This is a genomic window from Streptomyces rubrogriseus, from assembly GCF_027947575.1.
Taxonomy (GTDB): domain Bacteria; phylum Actinomycetota; class Actinomycetes; order Streptomycetales; family Streptomycetaceae; genus Streptomyces; species Streptomyces rubrogriseus.
Genome location: NZ_CP116256.1, coordinates 1,237,887 through 1,252,884 on the forward strand (window position 1 = coordinate 1,237,887; position 14,998 = coordinate 1,252,884).

General features: G+C 72.3%; 14 protein-coding genes. 2 read left to right on the plus strand and 12 right to left on the minus strand.

What is annotated here, in order from left to right; translation table 11 throughout:
- Window positions 1–10 precede the first annotated feature (10 nt).
- From Sru02f_RS05430 to Sru02f_RS05475, 10 genes are all read right to left on the minus strand, one after another.
- Window positions 11–1,345, minus strand: a complete 1,335-nt coding sequence (locus Sru02f_RS05430; protein WP_109032885.1) for a hypothetical protein — start codon at window positions 1,343–1,345, stop codon at window positions 11–13.
- Window positions 1,346–1,416: 71 nt separating this feature from the next.
- Window positions 1,417–2,478 carry a glutamate ABC transporter substrate-binding protein gene (locus tag Sru02f_RS05435; RefSeq protein WP_109032886.1) on the minus strand — a complete coding sequence of 354 codons (1,062 nt, stop codon included), beginning with the start codon at window positions 2,476–2,478 and terminating at the stop codon, window positions 1,417–1,419.
- 83 nt (window positions 2,479–2,561) lie between these two features.
- On the minus strand, window positions 2,562–3,926 hold the full coding sequence (locus tag Sru02f_RS05440; protein WP_109032887.1) for a hypothetical protein: 1,365 nt from the start codon (window positions 3,924–3,926) through the stop codon (window positions 2,562–2,564).
- Between the two features lie 200 nt (window positions 3,927–4,126).
- Window positions 4,127–5,098 (minus strand): N-acetylglucosamine kinase, encoded by a 972-nt coding sequence (locus Sru02f_RS05445; RefSeq protein ID WP_109032888.1) that lies wholly within the window; start codon window positions 5,096–5,098, stop codon window positions 4,127–4,129.
- Window positions 5,089–6,354, minus strand: a complete 1,266-nt coding sequence (locus Sru02f_RS05450) for a 6-phospho-beta-glucosidase (protein WP_109032889.1) — start codon at window positions 6,352–6,354, stop codon at window positions 5,089–5,091. The genes Sru02f_RS05445 and Sru02f_RS05450 overlap by 10 nt, the downstream gene beginning before the upstream one ends.
- A 7-nt stretch (window positions 6,355–6,361) precedes the next feature.
- Window positions 6,362–7,273: a carbohydrate ABC transporter permease gene (locus Sru02f_RS05455; protein WP_109032890.1), complete on the minus strand. Its 912-nt coding sequence runs from the start codon at window positions 7,271–7,273 to the stop codon at window positions 6,362–6,364.
- Window positions 7,270–8,214 carry a carbohydrate ABC transporter permease gene (locus Sru02f_RS05460; protein ID WP_109032891.1) on the minus strand — a complete coding sequence of 315 codons (945 nt, stop codon included), beginning with the start codon at window positions 8,212–8,214 and terminating at the stop codon, window positions 7,270–7,272. The genes Sru02f_RS05455 and Sru02f_RS05460 overlap by 4 nt, the downstream gene beginning before the upstream one ends.
- Before the next feature lie 6 nt (window positions 8,215–8,220).
- Window positions 8,221–9,558: an ABC transporter substrate-binding protein gene (locus Sru02f_RS05465; protein WP_109032892.1), complete on the minus strand. Its 1,338-nt coding sequence runs from the start codon at window positions 9,556–9,558 to the stop codon at window positions 8,221–8,223.
- A 62-nt stretch (window positions 9,559–9,620) separates the two neighbouring features.
- Window positions 9,621–10,838: an ROK family transcriptional regulator gene (locus Sru02f_RS05470; RefSeq protein ID WP_109032893.1), complete on the minus strand. Its 1,218-nt coding sequence runs from the start codon at window positions 10,836–10,838 to the stop codon at window positions 9,621–9,623.
- A gap of 225 nt (window positions 10,839–11,063) precedes the next feature.
- Entirely contained in the window at window positions 11,064–12,248 is a 1,185-nt protein-coding gene (locus Sru02f_RS05475) for a mechanosensitive ion channel family protein (RefSeq protein ID WP_373103706.1), read from the minus strand.
- 256 nt (window positions 12,249–12,504) lie between these two features.
- Between Sru02f_RS05475 and Sru02f_RS05480 the strand changes: the two genes are divergently transcribed.
- Window positions 12,505–13,041 carry an HNH endonuclease gene (locus Sru02f_RS05480; protein ID WP_011028487.1) on the plus strand — a complete coding sequence of 179 codons (537 nt, stop codon included), beginning with the start codon at window positions 12,505–12,507 and terminating at the stop codon, window positions 13,039–13,041.
- A 25-nt stretch (window positions 13,042–13,066) separates the two neighbouring features.
- Here the strand turns inward: Sru02f_RS05480 and Sru02f_RS05485 are convergent, their stop codons facing one another.
- Complete coding sequence (locus Sru02f_RS05485; RefSeq protein WP_109032895.1) at window positions 13,067–13,651, minus strand: Uma2 family endonuclease; 585 nt, start codon at window positions 13,649–13,651, stop codon at window positions 13,067–13,069.
- Window positions 13,652–13,708: 57 nt separating this feature from the next.
- The gene (locus Sru02f_RS05490; RefSeq protein WP_109032896.1) at window positions 13,709–14,365 is read right to left on the minus strand and encodes a class I SAM-dependent methyltransferase; all 657 of its coding nucleotides are present in this window, start codon (window positions 14,363–14,365) and stop codon (window positions 13,709–13,711) included.
- Window positions 14,366–14,677: 312 nt separating this feature from the next.
- Between Sru02f_RS05490 and Sru02f_RS05495 the strand changes: the two genes are divergently transcribed.
- Window positions 14,678–14,989: a hypothetical protein gene (locus Sru02f_RS05495; RefSeq protein ID WP_061444727.1), complete on the plus strand. Its 312-nt coding sequence runs from the start codon at window positions 14,678–14,680 to the stop codon at window positions 14,987–14,989.
- Window positions 14,990–14,998 lie beyond the last annotated feature (9 nt).

The following is a 14,998-nucleotide window of genomic DNA, read 5'->3' on the forward strand; positions in this document are numbered from 1 at the left end:
CGGTCCTCGCTCATGCGCCGGGCCCCGTCCGGTCCACCGGACCGCCCTGGCCGGGCACGCGCCGCGCGTTGCCGAGCAGTTCGGCCGCCGCGTGCTGGTAGCGCAGCACGGCCTGCTCGGCGACGCGCAGGTCGCAGGGTGCGCTCCACAGCATGCGGCGCGCCTTCTCGTACTTCTCCGCCAGCTCGGGATCCTCGGCGTGGCCCAGCCGGGCCATCTTCGCCTTGTACGCGTCCAGCCGGCCGCGCAGCTCGGCACGGACCGCGAGCGGCGCGGTGACCGCCGTCAACGACTCCCTGGCCCGCAGCAGTTCGTCCTCGGCCTTCTCCTCCAGGGACTCCAGGAGCGGCGACAGCCGGTGCCACTGGGCGTGCCTGCGGTACTCGGCGGCCGCCGCCAGCTGCTCCTGGAGCACGATCGGCGGCCCGCCGACGACCGGCACCTCCGTCGCGGCGATCTTCGCCAGCACCTCGCCGCGCGCGGTGCGGGCCTCGGCGAGTGTGCGGTCCGCGCGCGAGAGCACGTCCCGCAGCCGGACGATCCGCTGCTCGGCGTCCTGGCGCACGGCCAGCACCGCGTCGATCTCGCGGCGCACCTCCTCCAGGGCGCGCGCCTCCCGGTCGTACACCGTGGTGTCCGGGCGGCCGCCGCCCGGTGCCGAACTGCCCCGGGCGGGCGTCCAGTAGGCCAGCGGGTCGGAGATCACCTGTTCCCGCAGCCGCGTCAGGGTGCGGGTGATCCGCTCCAGGTCGTCGCCCGCCGGGTGCTCGCCGGGGCGCACGCCCACGGAGTGCGCCAGTTTGCGGGTGCGCTGCAGCTCGGCGGCGAGTAAATCGATCCGGGCGGGCAGCGCCGACCAGACCGCGTCGGCGGCGACCACCATGTCCAGGGAGGTCGCGTAGAGCTGGTTCATCCGGTCCACCAGCGTCACCAGCGAGTACCGCTCGCTGAGCCGGCCGGGGCCGCCGTGCAGGGTGGGCGCGTTGGCGGTGGCGGCGGCCGAGCCGGCCACCGTGACGGCCTCGCCGCGCAGCAGCTCCGTCAGCTCCACCAGATCCTCGCGGCTGGACCAGCGGCGCCGGGAACGGATCTCCCGGGCGGAGCGCAGCGCGCCCGTGTACGCGTCGAAGTAGGTCCACAGCAGCGTGATCGACGCCTCCGCGGTCCCCCAGCGCTCGGCGGTGACGCCGGTCAGCTCGGCGCCCTCGAGGAGTCTGCGGCCCGCGTGGTCCTGGAGGGCGAGGAGCGAGGTCTCGATCGCCTCGTGCTCCGCGCCGAGCCGCGCCAGCGCACGGTCCACCTCGTCCCGGTCCATCACCGGCCCGGTGGGTCCCGTGTCGCCCATCGATCACCTCTCGCCGTCGCGGACTTGCGTGTGCCCTGCGTGTTCTTCGTCTTCGCCTGCGCGGCCGCCGGTCAGCTCCCGCGCAGGTACTGCGGGGTCGGCGGCAGCGACTTCGCCGGGTCGTCCATGGTCTCCGACAGCCACTCCTCGTACGAGTTCTGCCACCCGTCGGCCCGGTCCGCGCGCCACTGTTCGAGGACCCGGTTGACCCGGCGTACCAGATCGTCGGCGTCCTTCTTCATCGCCACGCCGTAGTACTCGGTCGTGAAGGCGTCGCCCTTCAGCTCGACCGTCGGGTCCTGCGCGGCCTGGCTCGCGGCGAGGGCGCCGTCGGTGACCACCGCGTCGACCTCGCCGAGCTGGAGCCGTACCAGGCAGTCGAGTTGGTTGGGGACGGTGGTGCGCAGGTCGACGCCCTCGGCGAGCCTGCCGTCCTTCTGGTCCTGCTCCAGCGTGCTCAGCGCCGTCGAACCGGCGGCCGTGCAGATCTCCTTGCCGGCCAGCGTGCCGTCGTACCCGGTGATCTTGGAGGACTTGGGCGCCAGTACCTGCTGGCCGGTCCTGAAGTAGGGGGCGGAGAAGGCGACGTCCTCCAGCCGGTCGCAGTTGATGGTCATCGTGCGGACCACCATGTCGACCCGGCCGTCCTGGATCGCGGGGACGCGCTGGTCGGTGGGTATCGCCTTGAACTGCACGGCGTCCTCGTCGCCGAGGACGTCCTTCGCGATCCGGTGCGCCAGGTCGATGTCGAAGCCCTCCAGTTCGGCGTCGCCGCCGCTGTTCGGGTCGCGGTATCCCCAGCGGAAGCTGTTCTGGTCGACGCCGACGACCAGCTTGCGCTTCTCGCCCTCGCGGGCGCGGATCGCGTCGATGGTGGGCCCGTCGTCCCCGGACGGCGCGAGGGTCTGCTTCTCCGGGTCGGTGCACTCCTGCGCGGCCCGTGCCTGGCTGCCTCGGGCGGTGCCGTGGCCGTCGTCCGCCGCACCACCGCCGCCTCCTGCGCTTCCGCCTCCGCCGTGCCAGGGGAGCGCCGGCAGGAGCAGGGCCGCCAGCACCGCGAGAACGCAGGCGAAGGCCATCGCCCCCACTCCGCCCCAGCCCTTCAGGCCGGTCCGCAACCGTCCCGCTCGCATCCTCACGCCCCCTTTCACGGGTCCTGCCTCCTCGGGCCGCACGGGCACCCCTTCCCACCGGCCTGCCGGGCCCGCACCCCGCCTCACCGGTACTCCGACAGCCTGCGGCCGATGCCTATCAGCGCGCCGGCCGCCCCCAGCGCGGCGAGCACGCCCGCGCCCTGCGGCAGGTAGCGCATCGCGTCCAGGCCGTCGCCCGCCGCCTGCTCGAACTCCGCCTTCTCGTGCTTCAGGGCGGTGGCGAGCGCGGCGTCGACGCCGTCGAAGCATTCCACCGTGGCGCCGTCGCCGCCGATCACCAGGTTCAGCGCCTGCTGGTAGTTGCCGTTCTCGTCCTGCGTACGGGCCGAGGTGTGGCGCTTCTTCCACTCCGTCATGTTGCCGTTCGCCGTGTCGACGGGCTGTTCGCCCGCCTTGTCGTCGGCGAGCCGTGCCGCCTCGGCCAGCGCCTTGCCGAGGCCGTCCATGTTCTTGCCGAAGGCCAGGTCGTAGGAGTCGTACGTCTTGTCGCCCACCTTGGTCGTCTCCGCGCCGCGGGAGACCAGGGTCAGGTTCTCGTTGCCCCGGGCCTTGAGGGAGGCGATGCGCGCCTCGTTCAGCGCGTTCAGGGAGCGGACGCCGTGCTCGTGGGAGTCGGTCAGGTTCGACCGTGCGACGCCGTGGCCGACGACCAGCCAGAGCAGTACGACGGCACAGGCGGCGGTCGCCGCGACCATGCCGTGGTTCAGGACGCGGTTGGTGCGCCGGTAGGTGCGGTGCTGGGCCCAGGCCAGCGCGGCGAGCAGGACGACGCCGAGGGCGATCGCCGCCCAGGGGTAGGGCTTGGCGTCGCCGTAGTCGGCGCCCAGCCGCTGGTTCTCCTTCTTGTAGAGGTCCTCCGCCGCCGGGAGCATCTCCTTCTGCATCTTCTCGTTGGCGTAGCGCAGATAGGCGCCGCCGACCGGGAAGCCCTGCCGGTTGTAGGTGCGGGCGCGCTCGACCAGGCCCTTGTACTCGGGCAGCAGGCGGTTGAGCTTGGCGATGGTGGTCGCCGCGGGCGACTTCGGCTCGGAGTTGGCGGCGGCCGTCACGAGCCCCTCGGCGGCCGCGCGGATCCCGTTGTCGTAGCGCGTGCGGGAGTCCTCCGTCTCCTGGCCGCCGGCCAGGAAGCCGCTGGAGGCCGCGGTGTTGGCCTCGGCGAGGGAGCGGTAGATGTCGGCCGCCGCGGAGCTGAGCGGCTGGCTGCGGGTCAGCACGTCGTCGGCGGCCGCGGCCCGCTCGTTCATCTGCCAGGCGGTGACGGTGCCGAAGGCGACGACGAGCAGGGCGAGCAGCGCGCCGATGATGCGCAGCCGCCCCGGTTCGGTGACCGCCGCCGCGCGCAGCCGGTCCACGCCCTCGGCGAAGGCGGTACGACGCGGCGCCGTGCCCGGCGGCGGTGCCGCGCTGCTCCCCGGCGGTTGAGTCACCGCTGACCTCCCCCATGGTCATCCGTCGCCGCAAGTATCGCCGTCCGCACCGACATTCGCACCGGCCTTCGTCCGATCTTGATGTGATCCCGGTGCAACGCACCACCCCTGCCCATGAATACGCCACGGGAACCGGTTCGGTTCCCCGTACCGGTTCCCGGTCGTCGTCGGCGGCGCGATACGCGGGCGGCCCGGACGGCTCAGGCGGTGAAGTGCTCCCGGGCCCGCTCACGGGCCCCGGGGGCCGCGGCCACCTGGTCGAGTCCCAGGAGCACCGCGCCGAGCACGGGCCGGGCCGTCACCACCCTGGGCACGGCCTTGGGGGCGCGGGCCGCCAGCAGCTCCCGTATCCGCTCGTCGAGCTGCGGATGCCGGGCCGCCAGCACGCTGCCGCCCAGCAGCACCGGCGCGGGTTCGGCCAGCAGGTCGAGCCGGGTCAGCGCGACCGTGGCCATGGCCACCACCTCGTCGGCCTGCCGGTCCACGACCGACCGGGCGAGCGGGTCGCCGCCCGCGGCCGTGGCGAACAGCACCGGGGTCAGCTCGTGCCGCCGTACCGGCTCGACCCGCCGCAGGTGCAGGGCCTCGATGAGCGCGTACATCGAGTCGAGGCCGAAGTGGGCCGGCAGGGTGCGGGCCAGCTCGGTCGGCTCCCCCCGGCCGTCCTCCGCGCGCGCGGCGTGCCACAGCGCCTCCTCGGCCAGTCCCCAGCCGCCGCCCCAGTCCCCGGAGATGCGGCCGATGGCCGGGAAGCGGGCGGTACGGCCGTCGGGGCGCATGCCGACGCAGTTCACGCCCGCCCCGCACACGACGGCGACGCCCAGCGGTTCGTCGACGCCCGCCCGCAGGACCGCGAACGTGTCGTTGCGTACCTCGACGCTCCCGCCCCACGCGCGGGCGTGCAGCGCGGCGGCCAGCTGTTCCTCCTCCACGGGCAGGTCGGCGTTGGCCAGGCACGCCGACACGTGGTCGACGGCGGTGACCCCGGCCGCGTCGAAGGCCCGCGTCACCGCGTCCGCCAGGGCGTCCACGGCCCGCTCGACACCCACGGCGGGCGGCCGGAAGGCCCCGCCGCGCGCCGTGGCGAGTACCTCGCCGTCGGCCGCCACCACGGCCACGTCGGTCTTGCTGTTGCCCGCGTCAATGGCGAGGACGCTTGCGCTCAGGCCCACGCCAGGTGCTCCCGGTTGTGCGCGATCAGCCGGTCGGTGAGCTGCTCGGCGTACGCGTACTGGCCGACGAGGGGGTGGGCGAGCAGCGCCCGGAAGACCCGGTCCCGGCCGCCACGCAGGGCCGCGTCCAGGGCCAGGTCCTCGTACGCGGTCACGTTCGCCATCAGCCCCGCGTACAGCGGGTCCACGTCCGCCACCGGCAGCGGGGAGGCACCCTTGCCGCCCACCGCCGCCGGCACCTCGATCACCGCGTCGTCGGGCAGGAAGGGCAGCGTGCCCCGGTTGTAGGTGTTCACCACCTGGTACGGGGAGCCCGCGCCGCCGAGCAGGGCGGCGGCGAGGTCGACGGCGGCCTCGGAGTAGTAGGCGCCGCCGCGCTTGGCGAGCAGCGCGGGCTTCTCGTCCAGGGCCGGGTCGCCGTACATCTCCAGCAGTTGCCGCTCCATCTCCGCGACCTCGGCGGCCCGGGACGGCTTGGTGCGCAGCTCGTCGACGACCTCGTCGTGGGCGTAGTAGTAGCGCAGGTAGTAGGAGGGGACGACGCCGAGGCGGTCCAGGAGCGGGCGGGGCAGGCGCAGGTCGGCGGCGACCGACTCCCCGTGCTCGGCCAGCAGGCGGGGCAGCACGTCCTCGCCCTCGGGGCCGCCGAGCCGTACGGCGGTCTCCCAGGTGAGGTGGTTGAGGCCGACGTGGTCCAGGTGGACGTCGGCGGGCGTCACCCCGAGCAGCCCGGCGAACTTCCGTTGCAGTCCGATCGCCACGTTGCACAGGCCGACCGCCCGGTGCCCGGCCTGGAGCAGGGCGCGGGTGACGATGCCGACCGGGTTGGTGAAGTCGATGATCCAGGCGTCCGGGTTGGCCCGGCGCACCCGCTCGGCGATGTCCAGCACCACCGGCACCGTGCGCAGCGCCTTGGCGAGCCCGCCCGCGCCGGTCGTCTCCTGGCCGACGCAGCCGCACTCCAGCGGCCAGGTCTCGTCCTGCTGCCTGGCCGCCTGTCCGCCGACCCGCAGCTGGAGCAGTACGGCGTCGGCGCCGTCGACGGCCGCGTCCAGGTCGGAGGTGGTGACCACGCGGCCGCCGTGCCCCTGCTTGGCGAAGATGCGGCGGGCGAGGCCGCCGACCAGCTCCAGCCGGTCCGCCGCCGGGTCGACGAGGACCAGCTCCTCGACGGGCAGCGTGTCCCGCAACCGGGCGAAGCCGTCGATCAGTTCGGGCGTGTAGGTCGAACCGCCGCCGACCACGGTGAGTTTCATGCAGTCATCAACCCTTTACTCCGGTCAGTGTGACGCCCTCGACGAACGCCTTCTGCGCGAAGAAGAACACGAGGATCACGGGGGCCATGACCAGCACGGTCGCGGCCATGGTGAGGTTCCAGTCGGTGTGGTGGGCGCCCTTGAAGGACTCCAGGCCGTAGGAGAGGGTCCAGGCGCCGGGGTTCTCGGAGGCGTAGATCTGTGGGCCGAAGTAGTCGTTCCAGGCGTAGAAGAACTGGAAGAGGGCCACGGCGGCGATCCCCGGCTTCGCCATCGGCAGGACGACCTTCAGCAGGGTGCGCAGCTCCCCGCAGCCGTCGACCTTCGCCGCGTCCAGGTACTCGTCCGGGATGGTCAGCAGGAACTGGCGCAGCAGGAAGATGGAGAAGGCGTCGCCGAAGGCCATCGGGATGATCAGCGGCCACAGCGTGCCGGACAGGTCCAGCTGCTTCGCCCAGAACAGGTACATCGGGATGATGATCACCTGCGGGGGCAGCATCATCATCGAGATCACCAGCATCAGGGACAGGTGCCGGCCCCGGAAGCGGAACTTGGCCAGCGCGTACGCCACCGGGATCGACGACGCCACGGTCAGCACGGTGCCGAGCCCCGCGTACAGCAGCGTGTTCTTCCACCAGGTGAGGAAGCCGGGCGTGTCCAGGACGGCCCGGTAGTTGCCCCACTCCCAGGTGTGCGGCCACAGGTCCCGGGTGAGGGCCTGCTGGTCGCTCATCAGCGAGGTGAGGACCACGAAGACGAACGGCAGCGTGAAGAAGAGGGCGGCGGCCACGCCGAGCGAGTGGACGGCGATCCAGTGCAGCAGCACGCGCCGGCGGGCGGTGCGCTCCTCGGTGGGCGGCGGGCCGGCGGCCGCCGCGGGCCGGGCCGGCACCTGGGCCGTCGGTACCTGGGTGGTCATCGGTCACCTGCCTGGATCAGACCGCCCCGGCGGCGCATCAGCAGCGCCGTGAACGCCATGGCCAGGGCGAACAGCACGAGCGCGACCACACAGGCGGAGCCGTAGTCGAAGCGCTGGAAGCCGAGGTTGTAGACGAGCTGGGGGAGGGTGAGGGTCGACTTGTCGGGATAGCCGGGCTCGAAGGACTGGCCGGAGCCGCCGATGATCCCGGAGGCGACCTTCCCGGCGACCAGCGGCTGCGTGTAGTACTGCATCGTCTGGATCACACCCGTGACCACGGCGAACAGCACGATCGGCGAGATGTTCGGCAGCGTCACGAACCGGAACCGCTGCCAGGCCGACGCCCCGTCCAGCTCGGCCGCCTCGTACTGCTCCTTCGGTACGTCGAGCAGCGCCGCCATGAAGATCACCATCAGGTCGCCCACGCCCCACACCGCGAGCGCGGTCAGCGCGGGCTTGGACCAGGCGGCGTCCGTGAACCAGCCGGGCGCCGGGACGCCCAGGCCCTCCAGGACCGAGTTGACCGGCCCCGTGCCGGGGTTGAGGAGGAAGACGAAGGCGAGCGTCGCGGCGACGGGCGGGGCGAGGTAGGGCAGGTAGAAGAGGGTCCGGAAGACCCCGGCGCCCGTCCTGATCTTCGTGATGAGCAGCCCGACCCCGAGCCCGAACACCACCCGGCAGGTCACCATCACCAGGACCAGCCAGAGGGTGTTGCGCAGCGCGGGCCAGAACAGCGGGTAGTCCTGGAAGACGTACGTCCAGTTCTCCAGGCCCCGGAACTCCGGGACGCCGAAGCCGTCGTACTTCATCAGCGAGAAGTACACGGTGGACACCAGCGGGTAGGCGAAGAAGACGCCGAACCCGACGAGCCACGGCGACATGAAGGCCGCCGTCCGAAGCGCCGAGGAACGGCGCTTCGCGCGGAGCGTGTTGGTGGCCATGGACCGCTACTTCGCCTGCGCGATGTCGCGGTCGATCTGCGCGGCGGCCTTCTCCAGACCGGCCTTGAGGTCCTTCACCTTGCCCGACTCGTACTGGTAGCCGAGGTCCTGGAGGGTCAGCTGGTAGGTGGCGCCGTTGACGGAGGCGGGCGGGGAGTTCGACTCGGGGTGCTGGGCGATGTCCAGGAAGGTCTTGAACGCCGGGTCGGTCTTCAGGTCGGGGGACTTGAGGGCCGGGAAGGTGGAGGGCACGTTGCGGATGGCGTTGGCGAAGGCGACGACCGCCCCGGTGTCGGTCGTCATGTACTTCACCAGCTCCCACGCCGCGTTCTGCTTCTTGCTCTGCGGTGCGATGCCCATGACCGTGCCGGACAGGAATCCCTTGCCGTACTCGGCCACCTCGTCGTCGGCGACGGGCATCGGCGCGGTGCCGATCTCGAAGTCGACCCCGGCGTCCTTCGCCATGCCGAGCCGCCACTCGCCGTCCAGCTGCATGGCGACCTGGCCGGTCTGGAAGGGGTGCTTGGCGCCCCACTCGTCGCCGAAGGTGTTGCGGTACCTCTCCAGCTTCTCGAAGCCGCCGAGGTCGTCGACGAGCTTCTTCTGGTAGGTGAACATCTCGGCGAACGCCGGGTCCTCGGCGACGCTGGACCTGCCGTCCTCGCCGAAGTAGGCGTGGTCCCACTGGGACATGTAGTGGTCGACGACGGTCTCGTAGCCGTGGTAGTTCGGCATGAAGCCGAGCTGCTGGTACCCGTCGCCCTTGGTCTTCGTCAGCTTCTTCGCCACCTGGGCGAACTCGGACCAGGTCTTCGGCGGGGCCTTGATCCCGGCCGCCTCGAAGGCGTCCTTGTTGTAGTAGAGGCCGTAGGCGTCGCCGAGCAGGGGCAGGGCGCAGCGCGTCCCCTCGAACTGCGTGTACTCCAGCATCGGCTTCGGGATGAGGGCGTCCAGGTCGAGCTTCGACTTCTCGACGAACGGCTTCAGGTCGAGGAAGGCGCCCGAGGAGCAGAACTTGCCGATGTTGGAGGTGGTGAACGAGGACACCACGTCGGGACCGCTCGAACCGCCCGCGCGCAGCGCCTGGTTGAGCTTGTCGTCGTTGATGTTGCCGACGACCTTCACCTTGATGTTCGGGTGTGCCTTCTCGAAGCGGTCCACGTTGGCCTGGACGGCCTTCACCTCGGCGGGCGCGCTCCAGCCGTGCCAGAAGGTGATGGTGGACTCGGCGTTCGGGTCGTCGGAGGCGCCGGTCTCGGACTGGCCGGTGCAGGCGGTGGCGAGCAGGGCGAGGGAGGCGGAGGCGGCGACCGCGAGGGCCGCTTTTCTGGATATTCCGGGCATGGCGAAGCTCCCAGGGGCAGGGCGGGACAGGTGGGTGGGGCGGGGGCGGGGTGGCGCGGAGGTCAGCGCGAGGTGTCGAAGACCTCGTCGCGGGTGGTCGCGAGCGCACTCTCCAGTGCGCCGCGCAGGACGGGGTGCTCGGTCACGTCACCGACGGCGAGCCGGGGCCGGGAGGCGGCCAGCTCCTCCAGCTCGTCCCGGACCAGGTCGCGCAGCGCCTCGCCGCCCGCGGTGAGGGAGGTGCCGCTGAGGACGACCAGCTCGGGGTCCAGGACCGAGACGAGGGAGGCGAGGCCGGTGGCCAGGCGGGTGGCGTAGGTCTGGAGCAGCCGGCGGTGCGGGTCGTCGTCGGCGTCGGCCCGCGCGGCACGGGCCACCAGGGCGGCGGCGACCTCGGTGTAGGGCCCCGACGGCACGTCGGCGACCCCCAGCTCCCGGGCCAGTCCTGCCAGCGCCTGGGAACCGGCCAGCTCCTGGAAGCCGCCGCTGCCGGTGCGGCTGACCTTGCGGACCAGCGGGGCGCCGGGCACCGGCAGGAACCCGACCTCGCCGGCGCCGCCGGTCCAGCCGCGGTGCAGCCGGCCGCCGAGGACCAGGGCGGCGCCCAGGCCCTCCTGGTTCCACAGCAGGACGAAGTCCTCGTGGCCCCGGGCCGCGCCGAGGCGCTGCTCGGCCACGGCGGCGAGGTTCACGTCGTTCTCGTACTCGACCGGCATCGGCAGCGCGGCGGCGAGTTCGTCCAGGAGGGTGGGGGAGTGCCAGCCGGGCAGGTGGGAGGCGTAGCGCAGCCGTCCGGTGCCCGGGTCGAAGGCGCCCGGCGTGCCGATGACGAGGCGGTGGACGTCGTCGCGGGCGAGTCCGGCGGCCTTCACCGCGCCGTCGAGGGCGTCGGTGACCTGCCGGACGACGGGGGTGACGGCGCGTCTGCCCGGGGTGGGCAGCTCGTACCGGCCGACGGTGCGTCCGGTGACGTCGGCGACCGCGGCGAGGACGCGGTCCGGGGTGACGTCGATCCCGGCGGCGTACGCGGCGGCCGGGTTGACCTCGTAGAGCTGGGCGCCGGGCCCGGGGCGCCCCTCGGTCGTCCCCCCGGCCAGGACCAGCCCCGCCGCCTCCAGGCGGGCCAGCAACTGGGAGGCGGTCGGCTTCGACAGGCCGGTCAGCTTGCCGATCCGGGTCCGGGACAGCGGTCCGTGCTCCAGCAGGAGGTCGAGTGCGGCCCGGTCGTTCATGGCGCGCAGGACGCGCGGGGTGCCCGGCGTACCGGCGGTTCCTGCCATGCGTGTCCACACCTGCCTCTCGACCGCTCAGCTTTTCAGGGGGCGGTGGGGGAAGTCCACCGCGCGGATCACGGGAAACGTTCCGGCGGGACACCCGAGGTGCGTCTGTTAGGAAAGTTTCCTGTTGGCTGGAGAACGTAGGCCCGCCCGCAAGGAGCCGTCAAGAGACCGCCCCCGAGGCAACGCAGTCGTTACCTCGGGGGCGGGAAGCGCACCGGGCGCGGGTTACTTGCTGGTGCTGGGCGGCGGAATGGGGGACGCCGCCATCGACTGCGGCGACACGGAGCTCGCGTACGCCGACGGTGCCGCGACGCCCGCCGTCGGGTCGGCGGCGGCCGGGGCGCCCTCCAGCGGGACCGTGGCGCCGCCGACGATCGCGATGCCGGCCGCGTCGAAGGCCCGCTTGATCCGCCAGCGCAGTTCACGCTCGACGGTGAGCGACTTGCCGGGCATGGTCTTCGCGGAGACCCGCACCACCATCGAGTCGAGCAGTACGGAGTCCAGCCCGAGGGTCTCGATCGGCCCCCAGAGCATCTCGTTCCAGGGCTCCTCCTTGCTCATCCGCTCGCCGACCGCGGAGAGGGTCTCCTTCACCTTGTCCAGGTCCTCGTCGGAGCGGACCGTGACGTCGACCCCGGCCGTGGACCAGCCCTGGGAGAGGTTGCCGATGCGCTTGACCTCGCCGTTGCGGACATACCAGATCTCGCCGTCGACGCCGCGCAGCTTGGTCACCCGCAGCCCGACCTCGATCACCTCGCCGGAGGCCACGCCCGCGTCGATGCTGTCGCCGACGCCGTACTGGTCCTCCAGGATCATGAAGACGCCGGACAGGAAGTCGGTGACCAGGTTGCGGGCGCCGAAGCCGATCGCGACACCGGCGACACCGGCGGAGGCCAGCAGCGGGGCCAGGTTGATCTGGAAGGTGCCGAGCACCATCAGGGCCGCGGTGCCGAGGATGAGGAAGCTGGCCACCGAGCGCAGCACGGACCCGATGGCCTCGGAGCGCTGGCGGCGCCGCTCGGCGTTGACCAGCAGCCCGCTCAGCGCGGTACCGCCGGACGCCCCGCTCCTGCGGTTCATCCGCTCTATCAGCTTGGTGATCGCCCGCCGCACCACGGCGCGCAGCACCACCGCGATCACCACGATGAGCAGCACCCGCAGCCCGATCGCGAGCCACGTCGACCAGTTCTCCTCGACCCAGCCCGCGGCGTTGGTCGCGCTCTCGTGGGCCTCCTTCAGCGAGGGCACGGTCGGCGCCGTCGGGGACGGCGACGGCGAGGGTGACGACGCAGAGGACACAGACGGCGAACCGGCGGCCAGCAGGGGCAGGACGGCGGCGGACAGGGACACGGCGGAAACCTCCAGGTGCGGCGGCCCGTCCTGCGCGGTCCGGTCCGAGGTCCGGTCCAAGGTCACGGAAAGGTCACCGGACGGGCAGATGCACCACACTAACGGGGCACCGGACGCGGTTCGGCCCGGAACGGGCGGGCGAGACGCTGCTCACCCACGCCTGAACCGGTCACGCCCGCGACCACGGGCCCCGTGTGGTCGAAAACACTCCCAGCCCGTTACCGGGACATGGTGGCGCTACGACCAGGCATGAGGGGAGACTGAACCAGATCGTCCCGGCGCGAGCCACGCGCCGCCGACGCCCAAGGAGGCACCCGTGCCGCATGTCCTGGTCCTCAACGCGTCGTACGAGCCACTCGGCGTCGTACCGCTCCGCCGCGCGCTCGTCCTCGTCCTGGAGAACAAGGCCGTGTGCCTCGAGGAGTCCGGCGCCTTCCTGCACAGCGCGACCGTCACCGTGCCCGCACCCAGCGTGGTCCGGCTCAAGCGGTTCGTGCGGGTGCCCTACCGGGGCCCCGTCCCGCTCACCCGCCGTGCCCTGTTCGCCCGCGACGGAGGCCGCTGCATGTACTGCGGCGCCGTCGCCACCAGCGTCGACCACGTCATCCCGCGCAGCCGCGGGGGTCTGCACGCGTGGGACAACGTGGTGGCGTCCTGCCGCCGCTGCAACCACGTCAAGGCCGACCGCCACCTGGTCGAGCTGGGCTGGCGCCTGCGCCACAAACCGGCCCCGCCCACCGGTCTGGCCTGGCGCATCATCGGCACCGGCCACCGGGACCCGCGCTGGTTGCCGTACTTGCAGCCGTACGGCGCGGAGGACGCCATGGCCCGGATCGACGGCATCTCCGCCTGACGTCCGGGCCTCCGCCTGCTCCGGCTCAGCGCACCCAGTTCTTCAGCGGCTCGGTGTCCAGGACGATCCCGACCGGCTCGGGCAGCGCGACCTCCTTGCCGAAGGGCAGCGTCTGCACGGTCTCGTACCGTCCCCCGTCCGGTCGGCTGTGCACCTTGACCTCGCAGGTGTCCCGGTCGATCAGCAGGTACACCGGGATCCCCGTCCCGGCGTAGGCCCGGGGCTTGTCGACCCGGTCGCGCCGGTCGGTGTCCGAGTCGTACGAGGTGACCTCGACGACCATGAGGACGGGGGCGGGGTCGGCCCATTCGCCCTGGCCCACGAAGGCTTCCGCCGGGGCCAGTGAGCCGTCCGGCCGGGCACGGCCGCCCCGGTACGCCTCGACCACCAGTCCCTGTGTCGGATCCAGCCACAGGTCGGGTCGGTGCTGCATGCAGATCCGCGTCAGCCATTGGATGACGCGTCCGTGGTCGCCGTCGGGCACGGCCTTCCCCGCGAGGTGTCCGTTGATGAACTCGAGCCGCGCGCCTTCTATGCTCCGGTCTGCGTGGCGGGCGAGTTCCTCGAACTCGGTGACGAGCATCTGCGGCCTGTCGGCGGTCACGGTCACAAGGCTCCTCCGGGTCTGCGGGGGTCCACACCCTCAGCGTAGGGGAGATCAGGCCGGTCAGGGGTGGCGCCAGGTGAGGGTGTAGCGCCAGAAGAGGCGTCGGCGCAGTCGGGCGCCGGGCAGGGCTTCCCGTGCCGCTTCGGTGATGTCGGAGAACGTCATGTCGGCCGGCCGGGTCCGGGCGGTCATCGAGGGCGGGCGGGGTCTTGCGCGGCCCCTGTTCTTGAGCCACCCGAGGGCGGCATTGGGGACGACGGCGGCCGCGCCGAGCAGGTGGTCCGTGGCGGTCCGCGGCCGGTAGAGGCCGACGACGACCAGGGTGCCGCCGGGGGCCAGGTGCCCACGGAAGGTGTCGAGGGCCTCGGTGAACGGCAGGTGGTGGAGGGTGGCGACGCAGGTGATGACGTCGTGGGGCCCGGCGGGGAGGTCCGTCAGGGCGTCGGCGACGGTGAAGGAGGCCGCCGTCGACGTGGTGGTCAGGGCGCGTGCCCGTGCGGTGATCGCCGGATCCGAATCGACGCCGCGGACCTCGTCGGCCCGGGTGGCGAGCAGGCGGGCCAGGTCACCGGCGCCGGAACCGACGTCCAGGGCGCTGCCGAACCGGTGGGGGAGCTGCCGCAGGAGCCAGCGGTGGTAGTGGGCGTTGTGGTCCCACGGGTGAGCGGCGTTGAACCGGTCGAGCGCCTGGAGGAGCCGATGCGGCAGTGACGTCATGTGTTCCTTCGACGATTCGTCCCCGGGGCACAGTTCCCGGGGTTGCGAGTGCCCGTGCGTGGCCGGGCCCGGTGACCGGTTTGGGTGATCCGTGCCCGGGTTACGTGTTTTTTTGGCCGGGTCTGTAGGTATTCGGGAGGGGGTGGATGTGACCAGGGCCACGTTGGCGGTATTGGGGCGTCTGTCCTCGCGGGGACTGGGTAGGGGCTGCCGTAACTCGCCACAAGCGTGCTCGGTACGACGCCTCACCCAGAGCCCGATCAAGAGCCCGAACCACCGTCCGACCCAGAGCTTGAACCAAAGGAGACCCCCGTGGCTGCACTGGCGCCCCTTCTGCTGCCGGCCCCCTCCAAACCCGTGGCGGAGCCGTCCACCCCCTGGGCGGAGCCCTCCGCCGCCTCCGAGACCCCGCACTACTGCGTCTTCGGCGCCACCGGCAGCTGCGCCGAGACCCCGCTGACCAGCGAACCGCCGCTGCCCGATGCCGAGCCCCTCACCAGCGAGTCGCCGTTCGCCGACGCCGTACCGCTGACCAGCGAGTCCTCGCCCGAACTCACGGCCGACGTGCCGGAGCAGGGCGGCCCCTCCTTCGCCGTCCCCGTTCCGGAACCCACGAGGTCGTAGAGGAAGCAG